The organism is Flavobacterium algoritolerans (genome assembly GCF_030010385.1).
Classification (GTDB): Bacteria; Bacteroidota; Bacteroidia; order Flavobacteriales; family Flavobacteriaceae; genus Flavobacterium; species Flavobacterium algoritolerans.
On the sequence record NZ_JASCRZ010000001.1, the window covers coordinates 526261 to 545082 of the forward strand.

General features: G+C 34.5%; 11 protein-coding genes. All 11 read right to left on the reverse strand.

Annotation, left to right across the window (positions count from 1 at the left end; all coding sequences use genetic code 11):
* Positions 1-2: 2 nt before the first annotated feature.
* The 11 genes from cyoE to QLS65_RS02380 all read right to left on the reverse strand — a co-directional run bounded on the left by cyoE (position 3) and on the right by QLS65_RS02380 (position 18811).
* Positions 3-905 carry a heme o synthase gene (gene cyoE / locus QLS65_RS02330; RefSeq protein WP_282714965.1) on the reverse strand — a complete coding sequence of 301 codons (903 nt, stop codon included), beginning with the start codon at positions 903-905 and terminating at the stop codon, positions 3-5.
* 82 nt (positions 906-987) lie between these two features.
* Positions 988-3111 carry a gliding motility protein RemB gene (locus QLS65_RS02335; RefSeq protein WP_282715745.1) on the reverse strand — a complete coding sequence of 708 codons (2124 nt, stop codon included), beginning with the start codon at positions 3109-3111 and terminating at the stop codon, positions 988-990.
* Between the two features lie 19 nt (positions 3112-3130).
* Positions 3131-3874 (reverse strand): deoxyribose-phosphate aldolase, encoded by a 744-nt coding sequence (deoC, locus tag QLS65_RS02340; RefSeq protein WP_282714968.1) that lies wholly within the window; start codon positions 3872-3874, stop codon positions 3131-3133.
* Between the two features lie 222 nt (positions 3875-4096).
* Positions 4097-4474: a VanZ family protein gene (locus QLS65_RS02345; RefSeq protein ID WP_282714969.1), complete on the reverse strand. Its 378-nt coding sequence runs from the start codon at positions 4472-4474 to the stop codon at positions 4097-4099.
* Positions 4467-4847, reverse strand: coding sequence for a glycine cleavage system protein GcvH (gene gcvH, locus QLS65_RS02350; RefSeq protein ID WP_282710836.1), 381 nt, complete (start codon positions 4845-4847; stop codon positions 4467-4469). The genes QLS65_RS02345 and gcvH overlap by 8 nt, the downstream gene beginning before the upstream one ends.
* 93 nt (positions 4848-4940) lie before the next feature.
* The gene (sov, locus tag QLS65_RS02355; protein ID WP_282714972.1) at positions 4941-12089 is read right to left on the reverse strand and encodes a T9SS outer membrane translocon Sov/SprA; all 7149 of its coding nucleotides are present in this window, start codon (positions 12087-12089) and stop codon (positions 4941-4943) included.
* Positions 12090-12113: 24 nt separating this feature from the next.
* Entirely contained in the window at positions 12114-12695 is a 582-nt protein-coding gene (ruvA, locus tag QLS65_RS02360; protein ID WP_282714973.1) for a Holliday junction branch migration protein RuvA, read from the reverse strand.
* A 95-nt stretch (positions 12696-12790) separates the two neighbouring features.
* On the reverse strand, positions 12791-15079 hold the full coding sequence (locus tag QLS65_RS02365; protein WP_282714975.1) for an NADP-dependent malic enzyme: 2289 nt from the start codon (positions 15077-15079) through the stop codon (positions 12791-12793).
* 159 nt (positions 15080-15238) lie between these two features.
* On the reverse strand, positions 15239-15664 hold the full coding sequence (locus tag QLS65_RS02370; protein ID WP_282714977.1) for a CBS domain-containing protein: 426 nt from the start codon (positions 15662-15664) through the stop codon (positions 15239-15241).
* 70 nt (positions 15665-15734) lie between these two features.
* The gene (locus QLS65_RS02375; protein WP_282714979.1) at positions 15735-17600 is read right to left on the reverse strand and encodes a trehalase family glycosidase; all 1866 of its coding nucleotides are present in this window, start codon (positions 17598-17600) and stop codon (positions 15735-15737) included.
* Positions 17597-18811 (reverse strand): MFS transporter, encoded by a 1215-nt coding sequence (locus QLS65_RS02380; RefSeq protein WP_282710840.1) that lies wholly within the window; start codon positions 18809-18811, stop codon positions 17597-17599. Before QLS65_RS02380 ends, QLS65_RS02375 begins: the two co-directional genes overlap by 4 nt.
* Positions 18812-18822 lie beyond the last annotated feature (11 nt).

Here is an 18822-nt window from a genome sequence, read left to right on the forward strand (position 1 = left end):
AACTATCTTAAAAATTTATCAAATATATAAACCAATTGTAACAATGTAATATAAGAAACACTAACTAACATTAAAGTTCTGGCCGATTTTGCAGTTCTTAATTTGTATAATCGAACAGCATAAAAAAGCATCCATAATCCAAGTAAAAATACAACAATCGCAGCAATTGGCGTCATGTACAAACGTCCTGTATATCCCAAAACTGGCAAAAGTGACGCTAAAATTAACCAAACCGTGTATAATATAATCTGCAAGGCTGTTCCTTTGTCTTTTTTACCTGTAGGCAACATAAAGAAACCTGCTTTCTCATAATCTTCATACAAAAACCACCCAATTGCCCAAAAATGGGGAAATTGCCAAAAAAACTGAATTAAAAATAAGGTTCCAGCTTCTATTCCAAATTCTCCTGTTGCCGCAACCCAACCCAACATAAAAGGAATAGCTCCAGGAAAAGCACCCACAAAAACAGACAATGAAGTCATCGTTTTCAAAGGAGTATAAACACTTGTATATAAAAATATTGAAACGGCGCCAAACATAGCAGTTTTTGGATTAATTGTATACAACAATGCAATTCCAACAACCGTTAAAAGACTCGCTATAATCAAAGCCGTAGTCTGAGACATTCTGCCAGCCGGAACGGGACGATTTTTAGTCCTATCCATCAAGGCATCTAAATCTTTTTCGATAACTTGATTAAAAGCATTTGATGCTCCTACCATACAATAGCCACCAACTGCCAATTTTAGCAAAACCATCCAATCCAATGAATGCAAATCATAGATCCCAAGCATAAATCCCGCGATAGACGAAAACACAACACTAATAGCTAAACGCGCCTTAGTGATCTCTCGGAAATCAATATAAATGGATTTTAATGAAAATGTATTTTGTGTTGCGTTCAATACTAGAGTTTGTTTGTTTTGAAAAACTTTTGCAAAAGTAGTGTATCAAAAGGGATTTGACAAAAAACAATTCACAAAAAGATTAATAATCAAAATACCAATTAAAAATATCAGCTCTCAATCCTAAAGTAAACCAATTAGTGCTTTCAGTGAAAGTGGTTGCGGTGTTTTTTGTAGGATCAAAACTTCTGTAAATATAACTTCCAAAAAGCTTCAGGTTCGTCGACGGATTCACTAAATACCCACCTTGAAAATCAGCTATAAAAACAGCCGTTTTATTTCCCTGACCTACTTTTACACCACTATCAAGAGCCCTGTTTTCATCATAATCCTTATAGATATTTCCTCCGTAATTAAAACCGTCTTCGGCGGTATCAAAATCAAATCCTCGAGTCCCCACAGTAACTTTTGCATCAGCAAAAAGCCTTCCTTTATGATAACGGGCAATGGCAATAAATTCCTTGAAATTTGCTCCCCATTGATGTCCGATACTTTGGTTGTTGTGCGCATAATTTGTGATTGGCATGCTATGAGAATACACATATGGGCGCACATGATTGTACTCTAATTGCAGCAGTAAATTATCAACTTTGAAAGCATTGTAATACTTAACACCTAACTGATATCCGTACTTATTTTTCCAACTATTATCTCCTTCTTTGATGTCTCCAAGAGAAAATTCATCCAGAATAAACTGTCCGTAAAAATTGATTTGATTGCTCCATTTATACTTAAATGTCAATCCTAAAACTGCATTTCCACTTCTTGCCGAAGAAGCGAATTCAACCGAACGATAAAATATAATTGGATTCACAAAATTCACATCAAAACCTCTGTCATTCGTATTGGTCCAAATCACCGACTCGAAGAAACCAAGATTCAATTTATTCGAAACGTTCCAACTCAAATAATGATTTGCCATAAATTTTGTAGCGTACGTTCTTTCTAATGTTACCTCAGGACGAACATCTTTGAGCCACATGTAGGTATTGGTATATTTTATTTTCCAAAAATTAGTATTCAATTTAAAATAAGGATACGGACTGGCGCCATCACTTTCTAACAAAGAACGGTATCCATCACCAATAAAATTTCTGCCGTAACCCAATTGTAAATCATAATATTTACTAGGCGTAAAAGTCAAATTGGCTTCAGCCAAAGGAAAATCATAAGCATCTGTTTTGAAATCTTTGGCAATCCCTATCCCAGGAATAATAGCAGGATTTCCGCCAGCTGGCTTTATGGATTCCGCATAACGATTGAAGTAATCTGCAAAGCGTCCTTGACTTTCAAAAACCGTGGTAGAAAAATTAAGCTGTTTGCCTAACCCTCCTCTAAAATTGATTCCGCGTGTGTTTACATAAGTGTAAGAGGCTTCACTTTTTGAATCTTTACCAACCTGCAAATCCAGTATAGGATTTAATGTAAACCAATATCCTTCGCCCTGAATTTCAACAGTATTCTCATTCCATAATTTTCTTGCCCACCAACCGGAAGCTTTCTTTTTTATCTTTTCATTAACGGCTTTCAAGTCGTAATATTTTGAAACCTCAGCATACGTATATGGCTTTGAAGCCGTGTGATTATTACTTCCCACTTGATTTAAAGAACCATCAAACTGTGCATAGTAACTGTGCGAAAAAGGAACATTCAAATGGCTTTCAAACTCCGGATTAGCAAACTTTTTATACACAATACTGTCCAATTCAGTAAGCTTCGGTTTATTATTTGAAACTATTTCGGCTTTCGCCAAAGCTTCTGCTTCGATTTCCGCTCTACTTTTTAAAGGTATGGCAATAGTAATGGTAAACTTAGAATAGGTAGGTTTTCCGTTATAGGTTGACGGTTCTATTTTTGGAAATGTACCAAAAACCCTTTTTGTTTCTTTTATCAACGTCTCATCAACAGCATCAACATAAATCACTTTAAAAACACCATTACTGTCCACTTCAAAAAGAACTTTTACATTCCCCTTAAAATTATTTTGCTTTAAATCATCCGGAACTTGGAAATTTTGAAAAACAAAATCCTGAACTTGACTGTAAAAGCAATTCTCAAGCACTTTCGATTGCAAATTTACACAATCAGGAAAAACAGGAAATCGCTCCGCCGAATTAACAGATTGTACTGAAGTCGTATTGAAATCTTGGGAATATGCAAAAAAGGAAAACGAAAATAAAAATAAAGCCAGCAACCCTTTTTTCATGTTTATAATTTTTGTGAATTTAATATTCATTATGTGAATTTTGTCCGTTAGCAATACTTTTTGCACCTGATGTACCTATTCTTTTTACCCCTAATTGAATCATCTTAACCGCTTCTTCATAAGTCCTTACTCCTCCTGCAGCTTTCACCGGAAGGGGCGATGCATTTTCAAGCATCATCAATATTGAAGGAATAGTGGCGCCATTTGGCAAATTATTTTCTGTTTTATAAAATCCAGTCGAGGACTTCACAAAAACCGATGCGAAAAGCTCTTGTTTAAAATTAGAAACGATTACATTTTTTATCAAACTTGACAACTGGATAATTTCCTTATCACTTAGAGCCGCCACTTCAATAATCCACTTTACTACCTTATTATTATCTAAACCCAATTGAGTACATTTCAGAATTTCTTCTTTCACCAAAGCTATTTCTCCTCTTTTAAAAGCTTCATAATTGCACACAAAATCTAAATCATCAGCACCATCATGTATCGCTTGAATAGCTTCGCTAAGTTTATTTTCTAATGAAGATTTCCCTTCCGGAAAATCAATTACAGTTCCTATTGCCACAACTGAATTTGCCTCAAGAATCATTTTTTTTGCCAAAAAAACCATATTAGGACGAATCATAATAAGCTTAAAATGCTCCTCGATTGCTTCTTGGACAAATCCTTTGACAACCAAAGTATTTTCTTTTTCGCTGAGTCCCGCTTGTTCTGCCGTTTTTAAATAGGTAGAATCTAAATATTGCTTAATATTCATGCGCTTTGATTTCTTAATTAGAGTAGATTATCACGCACAAAAATACATTTTATATGCACATAAGTTTACTATAAAATTTCACTATTTTGTATTTTTAACGCTAGAACTGAAGTTTTTACATGCTTTTTAAAAAAAGACAAACTAAACTAAATAAACATTCGTGTTTCTGAATGCTATAAATAAAAAAGTCCCACCAAAGTGGGACTCTATTTAAATTGAATTTTATGTGAATTTTGTTTTCAAATCAAATAAAATAATAACTGCTACTCCTAAAATTGCACCTGATAAATTTGCTAAAACATCAAATACATCTGCATGCCTGGTAGTGGTAAATAATTCTTGAGCTATTTCAATACCTATTCCAAAAAAAACAGAAAACAGCAAAGAAATTAGTATGGGTTTTAAACTGTTTATCGCATTTGTATATTTTTGAACAAACAAAAAACAAAGTATCATTAAAACAAAATGAAAAAAGACATGCACTAATTTATCCAGATTTGAAACCTCTCCCAGCGGAACATTATTCAGTTGAATCAAACAAAAAAAAGCAATAACTCCAGCCCATAATAAAGCGGCCAAAAAATATATTTGTTTAGGCACCAATAAGTTCTTTGTAAGAATCACTAGATAATAAATCATCTACTTCTGCCATATTTGCAATTTTTATCTTGATCATCCATCCAGCTCCATAAGGATCAGAATTAACACTTTCAGGAGTACCTTCAAGAGCATCATTGAATGCAATAATTTCACCTGTTAATGGCAGGAACAAATCAGAAACGGTTTTAACTGCTTCCACTGTACCAAAAACCTCATCTTTGTCTAAAGTCTGGTCTAAAGTTTCAACTTCAACATATACGATATCTCCTAATTCTTTTTGTGCAAAATCAGTGATTCCTACAGTTGCAGTATCGCCTTCAATACTAACCCATTCGTGATCTTTAGTGTACTTTAAATTTACTGGTATGTTCATATAAATTGTAATTGATAATTATTTATTGATAATTTAAATTTTATGCCACAAATGTAATAATCTTCTATTCAAAATTGTTCCCTTTTAGAAAAATTAATTCCCAAAATTATAACGAAGTGTGATTCCGGAACGAACATTTGTCAACGGAAAAGAAGTAGATATTACTGCTTTCGAAAAAGAGTGATCATAATAGAAAATAGCCGTCAGGTTTTTACTAAAAGCATAATCTGCTTTGACTGTCAAAGACCATATATTTTGTCCTCCAGCCAATTGATTGTTGTCATAATCTAAATATCTAACAATCGTTTGATTGTTTCTATAAGTCACATCTGCTTTTAAATTGATGTCACTTTTTATTATTCCTGTTGGATTATCTGCCAGTCTGGAAGAGAAAATTACGTCTTTGAAACGATAACCCAATCCTACCACATATTCTATTCCTTTAACTTCTGTCAACAAATTATTATCAAAACTCATGGATAATGCTCTGTCTTTTTTAATTTCGGCCAATACTTTTAAGGAACTTTTCAATTCAAAATCCATTCGCAACAACGGATTAAATTGTTCTACCAAGTTTATATTTGACATTATCGTTTGATTGAAAAAATTACCACTCGCATCCTTTCCTTCTGGATCTTTGTCGTATTCAAAATTTGATCTAAACGCATTTATCGTATAAGAAGCCCTGTAATTATGTTGCAAAGAGAACCGTTTGAAATTCTTTTTAAAGAGTCCATAACGCATCAAACCATTGTATTTTATCGACCAGTTTGGAATTGGGAAACTTCTAAAAATCCCAAGAGAAACATCTGAAGCATTTCCGCCTGAGTAAGCTGCTAAAAACGCAGGCAACAATACTGCCTGATTGTTTTTTCCATAACCTATCGGAAATCCATCTGGGTCCAAATTACCCGGATTAGTAATGTCAATTCCTCGTTGTGTAGCTAATCGATTGGCTACCGTAAGTCTGTTCATTCTAAAATCATCAAATGCAACCGATGAATTTTCATCACTAACCGAAAACGACGTTTTTATCAACACCGTAGAAATTGAAAAAATACCTGTATCATATGGAGATCTAGGGTTATAAACCCCGTCAATAACATCATACTGTTCCGAAGAATTTTCAGAATAAGCGCGATCTAATGACAAATCAATTTTTAAATCCGGCAGCAAATCTACATTTGCGGTAGCTTTAAATAATTTATTGGTTACCTGAGAAAAATTTTGGTTAAAATCAGGATAGTTCGTCAACCAACCATTTTTGGCAGCTTCATATCTTACATCGTCTTGTGCCCCAAAAATAAATCCTAACGATGGTCTTGACGAACCTAGAAACCCTACACTTGGCGTATATCCAGGTAAAACCGTACCGCTGTTATAGGTATAATTCATTTGGATGTTTTTAATACTGGTTAAAACACCTATAAAACCATCTACAAATTCATTATTTTTTGGCACTTGATTAGCATTTGTATTTACTATTTTTTCACCTGGTTTTGGAGCGGTTGTTTTAGGTTTTGGAACTGTTTTATTTGCATTTTTTGTTAGCCCTAAATATTTATACAACATATCCATATTTAAAGTTGCATTCAAATTATTTGAACTCGCATTTTGAACCGTATTCCCTAAATTATAACTGTTTCCATCAATTTCTATTTGAGACAATGCATTAGAAGTACGTTGCCAGCTATAGTCTCCCGTATAGGAATAATTGGCTTTGACAAAACTAAATAATGGAATTTTATTGATTGGAATTTCATAATTCACAACCAATTGCTGCATGTGCTGATTTGGATCTCCAATATCCCAATAACTATCCCAGATTGTAAAAGTTTCGATAGGTTCATTGTCTTCATTCAAATAATTTTTTACAATATTACTGGAAGAAGCCGTATAGTTTAATTTTAAAGATTTAGTCAAATTAAAATTAAATCCATATTGATAATTGAACGCAAAATTTCTTCGGTACAAAGGATCCAATCCAATTCCTTCAACATCTACCTGTCTAAATTGCTGACGGTTGTATTGTCTGATGATATTCGTATTAAACGATATATTAGATGGCAAATAATTAAAATTGAAATCGCTTAACAATTTCCAATAATTACTTTTTTTCATGAATTTTGTCTTCTTGAAAGGCTCTACTGATTTTGGTTTAAAAGTATAGGCATAGTCCACCGATGTATTTACCTGCTGGTCTACATAATCTTCAATTTCAAAATCATGTCTTTCCACTTCATTAAATGACTGGGAAAAAGTAAAATTCTCTGGGTCGTACACACGCTGTTTTTGTTCTGGGCTTCGATCTTTTCTAACCCCAATGAAGTTTATACTTTTACGTTTTGTATAATCAATAGCTCTTTTTTCGATGTTGTCTTTTTCATTCTGATCAGCTGTATTAGCAAGCAATTGTTTTAGTTTGATATCTTGATTAAAAGGATCATATTCCGGAGTTATGGTTTCTTCGCCAATAGCATAATTGAAAGGCAGGTTAATTTGCCATTTTGGAGGCAATAATTTACCCAGATTCACATTAGTCACAATACTATATTGTTCTGTATCCTCACGGTTTCTTTCGTTTGGTCCTTGTTCTAAAGTTCCAAAACCAATAGTACTCTTTTTACCTGAAGCAGAAACTGTAGCAAAATCAGCTAAATTTGTATCAACATTCAGTACAGCTGCCATCCCGCCTTGATTATCCATATCAGCTAAGCGCAGTTCATTAAACCAAACTTCTCCTTTGATATCATTTCGGGATTCGTTGTTTTTTAGACCAACCATCAGCGTTCGCACTAATCCAAAATTAGGATTCCCTTTTATACCCAATCGCAATCTATCACTTCCGTCACCCTCAGTATTTGCCGGATCATTATCCGGATAATAAATACCATCCAGTGGCAATGTACTAGGATTAATACTCATTGCGAGAATTTTCAATTTTGTCAATAAAGCCAGTGACAAATCAATCTCATTTTCTTCTGGCCAAACTTCCTCAGCGCTCAAAGGGGAACAATCTGTATTTGAAGCAGAAGTTGGACTCGTCACTTTTAAAGGAATTTCAATTTGATAGAAATTTTGAGTAAAGTCATTTCCAAAACGGATGAATCCAACCATTTGATCGTCTTGCAGTACAACTTCATTTGGTAATGATTCTGCGTGTAAAAACATTTTCAGTTTTTTAAATTGACGCATATCAATACTTACATTTTTAAAAACCGCTCTGGAATCTTCCGGTTCTAATCCGTTTCCGGATACTCTCAATGCTAACGACTGCTCATTTTGATTGATAACTGTATTGTTGTTGTATAATTGCTCCCTTTGCACTCCTGGAGGAACAATATAATTTATTGGACATCTCTCGTTGTTTTCCTGAACATTAACCGCTAAAACATCTAGATTAGTATCATCATCAGTAACATTAGTGTCATTAAAATCAAGCGTATTGGTATAGCGTCTCCATTCTCCTCGTACCAAATCCAAAGCACCAAAACGAACTGTTACTTCTTCACTAAAACCTGTCATAAACATTCTCATGAAACGTATCGATCTAAAATCAGAAATATTTCCTATCGTGTTTTCGGGTTGTGAAACCGGTATTTTAAACTGCAGCCATCTCGCATCAGTAGTTGAGCCATCCGGCAAAGTCACTTGGGTATTTCTTATATCAGTAATATAATTTTCCCCTACATTCATGTTTGGCTGTACATCAATACTATATTCGTAATACGCATTAATTGTGTTCATGGTATTATCCCTGTTGATATCCTCTACATCAGGAACAGTTGTTGATCCTCTGTTTGGGTCACTAATATCAACCGCAGAGTTTCCATCAGTACCGTTATACATTTTGTATCGGTCCAAAATTCCTCCGGAAGCATTCAAATAAAACGTATAATCATCTGCTGCCGGATCTAACTCTGAGGCAAAATTTGTATATACAACTCCTTCATTGCCATTAGCCAAACCATCCAAACCAATATCTTGATTCGTTCTGTTTGCTACATTAGTGTCAAAAGCATAAATTAGTGATTGTGAAGCCGGAACATCTCCCCATAATGGCTGTGGATTTACCAATATCTGATCAGGCCCAAGTCCGTTTTCATATTGTTTTCTTCCATCTTTCAAAACATCTTCAGATATTTCACCTAAATTGAAATAAATTTTTCCCGTATTGGATTGTGGCACCTGACCGTTTCCTACATAAGGATCTAGTACCCAAAACTGAATATATTCAACATTTCCTTGTTCGAAATTAGTCGAATTTAATGATCGCATAATTCCTCCAAAATTATCTCTTGGATTTGTAGACGAATTCAAACTGTTATTATACGGACCTCTATCAGAAGGATAATAACTTAAATCCAATGTATTTATAACCTGAGACTGTCCTTGTGCAATATCTGTCAAAGGATACAATTCCTCACTAAAAATTCTTCTGGTATTGTTGAAAGATAAATCTTGATTTGAAATTCCTGCGGGCTTTTGAGTATAAAAAATAGGATCAATAGAATACCAAGCTAGTTTGGCTCTTTTAAATCCATAACTCAAATCATTTGCATTCGCATTGAAATCATACGTGCTCATGGTATTTCTTTCCGGTGTTGATGACAGACTCCAAGCATACGGAGAACGCATATCAATAGTAGACTGTGAACCTTCAAAATCATCTACATAAATGGTAGATTCACCTTGAAACTGATCTGCTTTTGGAGTGTCAGGTTTCAAAAAAGCAATTTCTCCTCTTACAGAAAGATTAGATGGTACATCAGTATCTACATTTGGTAATTTATTAACCAATCGAGTCAAGAAAGGAACTTCGGTTGAAAAATTAGTATTGAAACCAAAAATAGTATTGTTAACTGATTCCTGACCAAAGCTTGATTTTTGAGTAAATGGTCTTTCGGTCATCTTAAGGAAAGTTCCTCCAATCAAGAAATTTTCAGAAATTTTATGTTCTACATTCACTCCCATAAACCTTCTGGTTTGTAAACCAAAAACGGAATTATTTTCCAATGACACTTCGATAGGTGTATTAGAAGCTTGAAGCGACGGATCTAAAATTTGAACTCTTCCCAATTGATAATTTACACTATAATCAATTCCTTCAACTAAAACTCTACCTGCAGCAGTAACCACAACAGAACCTTGCGGCACATTTAAAGCACCAATAGGTATTCCGTCTCCACCGGAGGATTTATATTTTCCTCTTAATAAAAATTTATTTTTATCGCTGTCCTGTAAAGCTCCAGATTGTGTGTTTCGGTACATACTACGAAACACATATTTCTTTTGGTTTTCATTATAAGAACCGGTATTGTTATAACTTTCTCCTCCAGTTGACAATTTCGAAAACAATAATTCTCCAAATGGTTCTTTGGTAGTAAAAATAATTCTTCCGTATTGGGCATCCATCGTTAAGCCTGGCATAAAATCAAAAAAACCATCACCTCCAGCTTGAGGATCATTGTTATAATTTAATTTATCCAAGTTAAATACTTTTAACAAAGGCGTTTCGGCAACTTCATTTTGAGGCAATGGATTCGGCGGAAAAGGACTTCCCGGAACTTCAGTAATATAATTTAAAGGAGAAGGATCTGTGTAAAGAATATTAAATCTAAAATCTTCTTGTTTTACTTGATAAGCACCCGGAATCTGATAGATGTTTTTCATCATCAAGTTCCAAACAGGATTTTTAACATTGGTCAAATTACTTTTCAGCATTTTCAAAATCAAACTTTGAGAAATAATCGCTTGATTTGAAGGACTGTTTCCTGTAACTACTGTTGCATCAACTCCGTCATTACCAAATTCCCCTACTTGATACACTTGATCGCCAATTGTATATTGATAAGCAACCGCCAAAACCTCATCATTAGCCAGTCTTTGTTGCAATGAAATATAACCTAATTGCGGGTTGTACGTATATTCATTTGGATTCAGCTTTCGAGCATTTTCTAATTTAGAATAATCCTGTCCTTCGCTTACAGTAACATTAAAACCTGAGTTTGAAGTTACAATTTCACGAATATTTGGATTCAATAAACCACCACCTGCTTGTATCAATTCAGGATTGTAGGCATTGTTTTTATTATCTGTTGGAGTATCCGGTCCTGCAATAAAAAAAGGAGGACTGGAAGGAATAGGATCCAAAACAACTACTTCATTATCCGTCAGACCATTTAATTGTCCTTCCCCTAAATCCTGAAGTGCAATAATATTTCTGAGGTTATTGTTGGTAGCGACTACCCTATTTTGTTTGTTGGTTACCCAAATTTCAAGTCGGGTAATTTGAACCCTACTATCTATAAATGGATAATTTACTAATGATTTATCGTATCTGTTTCTAAAGTATTGGGATAAGAAAAAGTGCCTGTCATTATCATAATCCAATGCAAACATGTCAAAATCTTGAATTGTCCCTCCGCCTTGAGCGATTAAACTTTTCGTTTGTGATTTTTGCTCAGAAAAAACTCCTGTAATGGTCGTTTTCCCAAATTGCAATTGTGTTTTTACACCAAATAAACTTTGCGCGCCTCGAATCAAAGAACTGTTCAAAGGCATACTCACATTTCCTACTTCAATTTTTTGGATAATATCGTCTTCTGAAGGCGCATATTCCAACTTCATTAAATTTTGAAAAGCAAATGTTGATTGTGTATCGTAATTAGCATTTACATTAAGTCTTGTCCCCACTTTCCCCATCAAACTCATACTTATCCTTTGATCAAAATCAAAAGAAAGATTGGACCTATTTCTAGGTGAAAAAGAGGGATTATCTTGTTTTGTATAACGCATTCCCAAATCCATTTCTATGGATCCGGTCGGTTTTACATCAATGGTATTACTTCCAAAAATAGACTCAAAAAGCCCTGATTTCACATAATATCTTGGCAATAAATCTTTTTTAGCTTCTTCGCTGCCTTCTTTTTTCCCTTCAATAGCATCCACCTTTTTTTTGAAATAATCGCGCATGGATTCTTTCAAAACCAATTTTTCGTATTCCTTTGGTGTCAATATAATAGGATAATTGATAGAGAATCCATCAACAGAATTTGTGTAAATATACCTGTCTGTTATAGGGTCATAGGTATAGGCTGAGAGAATACTCTTTGGGTTTTTCATCTGGACTTTTCCAATAGAAAATCCAGTTTTAACGGTATCCTGAGCTGCTTGATTTACTTGGGCTTGCGATGCAAAACCACAGAATAATACAAGCAAAAAAGTACAAATTTTATGCATACAACTCGTGTTACTTGAATACCTCTATAGGTTTTTTAAAGCTTTCTTGATGATTGACTCCACAGAAGCCTCTGGGTCTTCTTTGACAATCTTTTCTACCACTCTTTCTGAAGATTTTCGTAAAAACCCCAAAACTTCCAAAGCTGATAACGCCTCATCTCGATTTGTATTGCTTTGCGACATAGAAACTTCATCTAAATCATACAATTTTAATACTTTGTCTTTCAAATCCAGTATTACTCTTTGCGCTGTTTTGCTCCCTATCCCTTTTATAGATTGAATGGTTACCACATCACCAGATGCAATTGCATTCGTAATTTGTTTTGGGTCTAATGAAGAGAGCATTGTTCGTGCTATACTTGCCCCTATTCCGGAGACTGACAATAACATCTTGAAAATCTCTCTTTCTGACTTTTCCACAAAACCAAAAAGTGTATGCGCATCCTCTTTTATTTGAAGATGCGTATATACTTTTATAAAATCCGTATTTGGAAGCAAAGAATATGTATGTAAAGAAATATTTATATGATAACCAACTCCTCCACAATCAATAATTATATGCGTGGGCGATTTCTCTACTAATTTTCCTTGTAAATGTGCTATCATTAATTCTTAAATATAGCACCAAATATAATAAAATTAGCACATAATTTTATCATATTCATCAATTTAACTTCGCTTATAATTTATAGCTTATTAAGCTAAATTAAATTTGCTTTTTTCTTTCCTTTTTCCTGTGCATCTATCACCGCAATTGCCGCCATGTTGACCATTTCCTCAACACTTGCACCTAATTGAAATATGTGAACTGGTTTTCCCATTCCTAACATGATAGGTCCTATTGAGTCTACTTTATTCAATTCTTTCAATAATTTATAGGTGATATTAGCTGATTCTAAATTAGGAAAAATCAACGTGTTTACTTTCTTTCCTGCCAACTTAGAAAAAGGGAATTTTTCTTTTAACATTTCAGGATTCAAAGCAAAATCTGCTTGAAGTTCTCCATCAATAATCATATCAGGATGATTTTTATGCAAATAAGCTACCGCTTCTCTAACCTTTCCTGCACTTTCATTTGTTGATGATCCAAAATTAGAAAATGATATCATTGCAATTACTGGCTCAACACCAAACATTTTAGCTGTTTTTGCAGTCATAATAGCAATTTTAGCTAAATCATCCGCAGATGGATTAATATTTATTGCGGTATCCGATAAAAACATTGGCCCACGAGCCGTCATCATCATATTTGTAGTAGCAACAATTGAAGCTCCATGCGCTTTTTCAATAAGCTGCAACATTGGTTTCACCACAGATGGATAACTTCTGGAATGTCCGGTAACTAATGCATCAGCTTCTCCTTCATTGACCATCATGGCTGCAAAATAGTTTCTTTCTCGCATTAATTTTTGTGCGTCCAAAAAGGAAATACCGCGTCTTTGTCTGGAAGACCAATAGGTATTTGCAAACTTATTTCTACGCGCTTCCTCTTCTTTAATTTTAGGATCTATAATTTGAACATCGGCATCAAAACCAATTTCTTCTTTTAATTCTAAAATAATTTCTTTGTTCCCTAATAAAATTGGGAAACCGATACCTTCTTCCAATACAATTTGAGCAGCTTTAAGAACATCTAAATGATCTGCTTCAGCAAAAACAATTTTCTTAGGATCCATCTTAGCTCTGTTTGTAATCAAACGAACCATTTTATTATCATTCCCTAAACGGTCTAATAATTCTTCCTCGTACTTTTTCCAATCCGTAATAGGATTCAATGCCACACCTGAGTCCATAGCAGCTTTTGCAACAGCAGGCGCAACAATAGTTATTAATCTTGGATCAAATGGTTTTGGGATAATGTACTCTCTACCAAAATTTAATTTTGTAGCTCCATAAGCAACGTTCACTTGTTCTGGAACTGATTCTTTGGTCAATAAAGCCAATGCTTTAACGGCCGCCATTTTCATAGCTTCATTTATCTTAGTAGCACGAACATCTAATGCTCCTCTAAAAATATAAGGAAATCCAAGAACGTTATTCACCTGATTAGGAAAATCAGAACGTCCTGTTGCCATAATAACATCTTTACGAGTTGCAATAGCCAGATTATAATCTATTTCCGGATCTGGATTTGCCATCGCAAAAACGATAGGATTATCAGCCATGCCAAGTAACATTTGCGGAGACATAATTCCTCCCGTAGAAAGACCTAAAAAGATATCTGCACCAACTAATGCTTCTTCAAGACTCATTGGTTTAATATCTTTGGCATATTTTTGTTGCAAAAGAGACAGAGAAGGATTGTCTTTTGTCAAAACTCCTTTACTGTTAAACATTAAAATATTCTCCACTTTTACTCCTAATAAAACGTACAAATCGGCACAAGCCAAAGCAGCAGAACCTGCTCCTGAAACGACCATTTTTACATCTTCTGCATTTTTATCTGCTAATTCTAATGCGTTCAACAATGCCGCCGATGATATGATGGCTGTACCGTGCTGATCATCGTGCATTACAGGAATATTCAACTCTTCGACCAATCGTCTTTCAATTTCGAAAGATTCCGGTGCTTTAATATCTTCCAGATTAATACCACCAAAAGTTGGCGCTATATTTTTAACCGTTTGAATGAATTCTTCAATATCTTTTGTTCCAATTTCGATGTCAAATACATCAATATCAGCAAAAATTTTAAACAACAATCCTTTCCCTTCCATTACTGGTTTTGATGCTTCGGGACCAATGTCACCCAATCCTAAAACTGCAGTTCCATTTGTGATTACGGCAACTAAATTTCCTTTTGCAGTATATTTATAAACGTTGTTTACATCTTTGGCAATTTCTAAACACGGCTCAGCTACACCAGGAGAATATGCCAAAGATAAATCTCTTTGTGTTGCATATTTCTTAGTGGGAACTACTTGAATTTTACCAGGAGTAGGCTTTGCGTGGTATAATAATGCTTCTCTTCTTTTGCTATTTTTGTCCATTGTTTTTAGATTTTATTCTAGCGTACAAAGATAGGGCTCTTGATTTAAAAAAAGAGGACTTTTCCCCCATTCTTTTGTATAAAAACAAGCGTATTTTGATTCCAAAAAAAAAGCTGCACTACCGGCAGCTTTTTATAATTATAACTTTTCTGATTCTTTTTATTGTGTAATATAAGAGTTTAAATGTTTAATGGTATCTTTTTGCATCTCGATTATAGCTTTTACAACGTCACTAATAGAGATAATCCCAATTACAATTTCATTTTCCAGAACTGGCAAATGTCGAACTCTTTTTGTACTCATTAATTCCATGCAGTACTCTAAATTATCCGATGGACTTACCGTTACCACATCTGTTTCCATGATTTCATGAACAAAGGCTTTCTTTGAAGATTTCGCTTTCAAAACAATTTTTCGAGCATAATCTCTTTCAGACAAAACCCCTTTGAGAACAGTATCTTCTATAATAAGAATTGCCCCGATGTTTTTTTCGCTCATCACTGTCAATGCTTCGTATACAGTGTTAGTGGAAAGTATGGAAAAAACTTCCTTTCCTTTAGTGCTTAAAATTTGATTAACTGTCATAATTGATTCATTTAGTGAATTATAAAGTTAAAAAAAATATACATTCAAATAACAAAAATATTTTTCAGTACTAAAATATGTCATCGGGAGAAATCAGTTCTCCTAATTTCTCTTTTAATTCCGCATTCAAAATTTGCAATCCATATTGATAGGACGCATTCACCCAGCCAAAACCTTCTTTTGCGATGTAATCAAATTCAGTCCCTACGTTTCCATATTCGGCAAAAACTTTATGTGAACTGATTTCCAAATCAAATTTTTCCGGAATCGTCCCATTATAATCGACCGCATTTCTGGTAATTAACCACAACCAACGGTAGACCATTTCTTGTGCTTTATCCAAATAATTGTACTTAATCAATCCTTCCCACAACAACATTTGGTGCGGTGCCCAACCAAATGGATAATCCCATTGTCGTTGAGGCGCTTCTTCTGGAGCATTAGCAATACTCGCCTTAGTACTTCCCGTAATTCCGCCTGTTTTCACAAATTGTGGCAAGGCTACCTCGACTAATTTTTTAGCCTGATTTTCATCACACAACCCAGCCCACAAAGGAAAAAATGTTGTTGCAGCTTCAAATGGAAATTGCTCATGGTTCACAAAATCATAATCGAAATACATGCTTGCTTTTTCGTTCCAGCACAATTCATTCATTTTATCTTTACGAAAAAGCGCTTTTTGCTCCCATTCTTCCGAAGTATGAGCTACACCACCAACTTGAAAACTGTTCCCGAAATAAGTAGCAATTAGATAAGCTACATCTTTTTCGTATTTATAAAGAAAACTGTTGACATCTACTGAATTCAAATTGGCGCACGTATTAATGAGTCGGTTAGTCGTGTCGTGTCCACTTTCTCTCATGCTTCGGTCGTGAACAAAATAGACATCCAGTTCAGCATCAACAAGCGTTCTCTGCAAATATTGTTTTTCAAATTCTCGAATAGGTAAATTATATTTTTTAGCATACGGTTCTAAAACATCATCAAAATGTCCCGGTTCCACCTCAAACGGCATTCCAATTCCATCAGCCTTATATCGATTTAAACCCGTTGGCGTCAATCGGTTTCCTTGAACCATCCAAACCGTGTTGTATTCCAAAATAACCGTTTCCAAATGGCTTCTTAACCAGTCTAAACTTGGTATTTTCTTTTTGGCAATTTCTATTAGCAATGAGGAATACAACGGAGGTTGTGTTCTTGTCAAATAATAACTCCTATTCGCATTCAGAATTTTTCCGTAATGTATAATTTGGTATTTAAAATTTTCAGCAATCGCAATTGCTTTGTCTAATTGATTATCAATTAATAAGCCTACACCTATGAAATAACTGTCCCAACCATACATTTCGTTGAATCTTCCGCCAGGAACCACAAAGGGAACGCCTTGCAGACTGTATATTTTTTGTTCCAAAGCCAAAGCCAGAATTCCCGGTTTTTCATTTAAAGTTTCCACATATTCCACCGAATAATTTTCTGGTAGAATTTCGACTTTAAAATTTGGCAATTGTTTTTCCAATTCCTGAAAATAAGTAACTCCCTGTTTATCTTTTGCAGAAACATAAAGTGTTGCCACATCACTGGAGGTTTTTTCGTCTTCAATAATTTGTGTCAAACCTTTTTTATCAATAGTCCGAGTCAGTTCCTCCCAATAATCATCTTTGATTTTTCTTGAAATTCGTTGTACTGGATTCTCTTGAATACGACTCAAATCAACTTCACCCATTCCTGAATTTGCGTCCTTAAGTTGGGCTAATTCCTGTAATAAATTGGACAAATGATACGTCCCCACAATCGCTTCTTCTTGTTTAGTAGTTTCGTCTACCAAAATAAATCTTTTAGGGCCATTATCGTCTTTCGTGATTTTTTTGTCCTGATCCGTATCCTCTTGAAGCAATAGTTCCTGGAATACTTTGTCTATATTGAGTAAGAATTTCATTGTTTAGCAGTAAGTTTTTTTAGAATAAAGAAAGAAACCAGTAATAGCGCCATTGGTATTAATGTATAATAAAATGCATTTTCCGGGCCTTCGTTTTTAAATAAATAACCAATAACTCTGGAGCCCAAAGTACCGCCAAGCGCAGAGAAAACTACAATTAAACCAGTCATCGAACTGTGCAGTTTTTTAGGCAAAGCACTTAAAACCACTGAATTTAAAAGCGGATAAATAGGCGCAATAAAAAGTCCTACCAATGGAAAAGCAAATCCTATCAAAGGGATATCGCCAAGCGAATTGATTTCTTTGACATCCAATCCAACCGTTTTAGGAAGTACAAAAACCACAATAAGCATAGCTGCAACAATACAAAAACTAAGTACCCAAATCCAATTGACTCTTTTAGTAATTACACCCGCCAAAAGTCGTCCTACAGCTAATGAAATAGCCAAAATACTTGCCATCATAATGCTGATGTTCTCCGGTAGATGCAACACTTTACTATTAAAAGTAGGCAGCCAAGACATAATTCCCTGCTCAATCATTACAAACAGGAACGCACTGATTACAAAAACTATGGTTAATAGTTTTGCAAATAATTTGAACATTTGTTTGAAGTCATCTGCTAAATCTACGCCCGGAATTTCGGTTTGATTTTCGAATTTAGTAAAAAATAAAAAACCAAAAGAGACTAACGAAATCGCAGCCAATAACCAATATACATTCAACCAAGCATCTGGATTCGAATCTGAATTAAACGCGGGAAATAAGAAATATGCCAATGCAATTCCTATCATAAACACACCTTCAATACTACTCATCAAACTATTATGTTCCTGCTGATTCTCTGTTATTGTTCCAATAAGTGAATACACAGATACTTTTATCAATGCGAATGAAACACCAACGGTAGCAAAAAGTAATTTTGCCGTTCCAAAAGAATTTCCAAAATACATACTAATACAAGCCAGAGAAACCAAGGCTAAACCAATAAGCATAGCTCTCTTGTATCCTATTCTTGGTAAAAATGAAGCGATTAAAAATGAAACTATGGCGATGGGCAAATCCTTGAAAGCTTCCAGAACACTGGCTTGCAATTCATCTACACCATAATTTTTTTGTGCCTTTAGTATCACAATTCCTACGCTGTTCAGCAGAATCGCAAATACAAAGTAATTGAGATACATGGCAATTTTAACCGTACTTTTTTTCATCTTTATTTCTT

Excerpts from the sequence above, each read along its gene's own strand:
- sov (WP_282714972.1), bottom strand. The coding sequence starts at position 12,089 with ATGCATAAAATTTGTACTTTTTTGCTTGTATTATTCTGTGGTTTTGCA.
- QLS65_RS02365 (WP_282714975.1), bottom strand. The coding sequence starts at position 15,079 with ATGGACAAAAATAGCAAAAGAAGAGAAGCATTATTATACCACGCAAAG.
- gcvH (WP_282710836.1), bottom strand. The coding sequence starts at position 4,847 with ATGAACATACCAGTAAATTTAAAGTACACTAAAGATCACGAATGGGTT.
- QLS65_RS02380 (WP_282710840.1), bottom strand. The coding sequence starts at position 18,811 with ATGAAAAAAAGTACGGTTAAAATTGCCATGTATCTCAATTACTTTGTA.
- deoC (WP_282714968.1), bottom strand. The coding sequence starts at position 3,874 with ATGAATATTAAGCAATATTTAGATTCTACCTATTTAAAAACGGCAGAA.
- QLS65_RS02370 (WP_282714977.1), bottom strand. The coding sequence starts at position 15,664 with ATGACAGTTAATCAAATTTTAAGCACTAAAGGAAAGGAAGTTTTTTCC.
- ruvA (WP_282714973.1), bottom strand. The coding sequence starts at position 12,695 with ATGATAGCACATTTACAAGGAAAATTAGTAGAGAAATCGCCCACGCAT.
- QLS65_RS02335 (WP_282715745.1), bottom strand. The coding sequence starts at position 3,111 with ATGAAAAAAGGGTTGCTGGCTTTATTTTTATTTTCGTTTTCCTTTTTT.
- QLS65_RS02375 (WP_282714979.1), bottom strand. The coding sequence starts at position 17,600 with ATGAAATTCTTACTCAATATAGACAAAGTATTCCAGGAACTATTGCTT.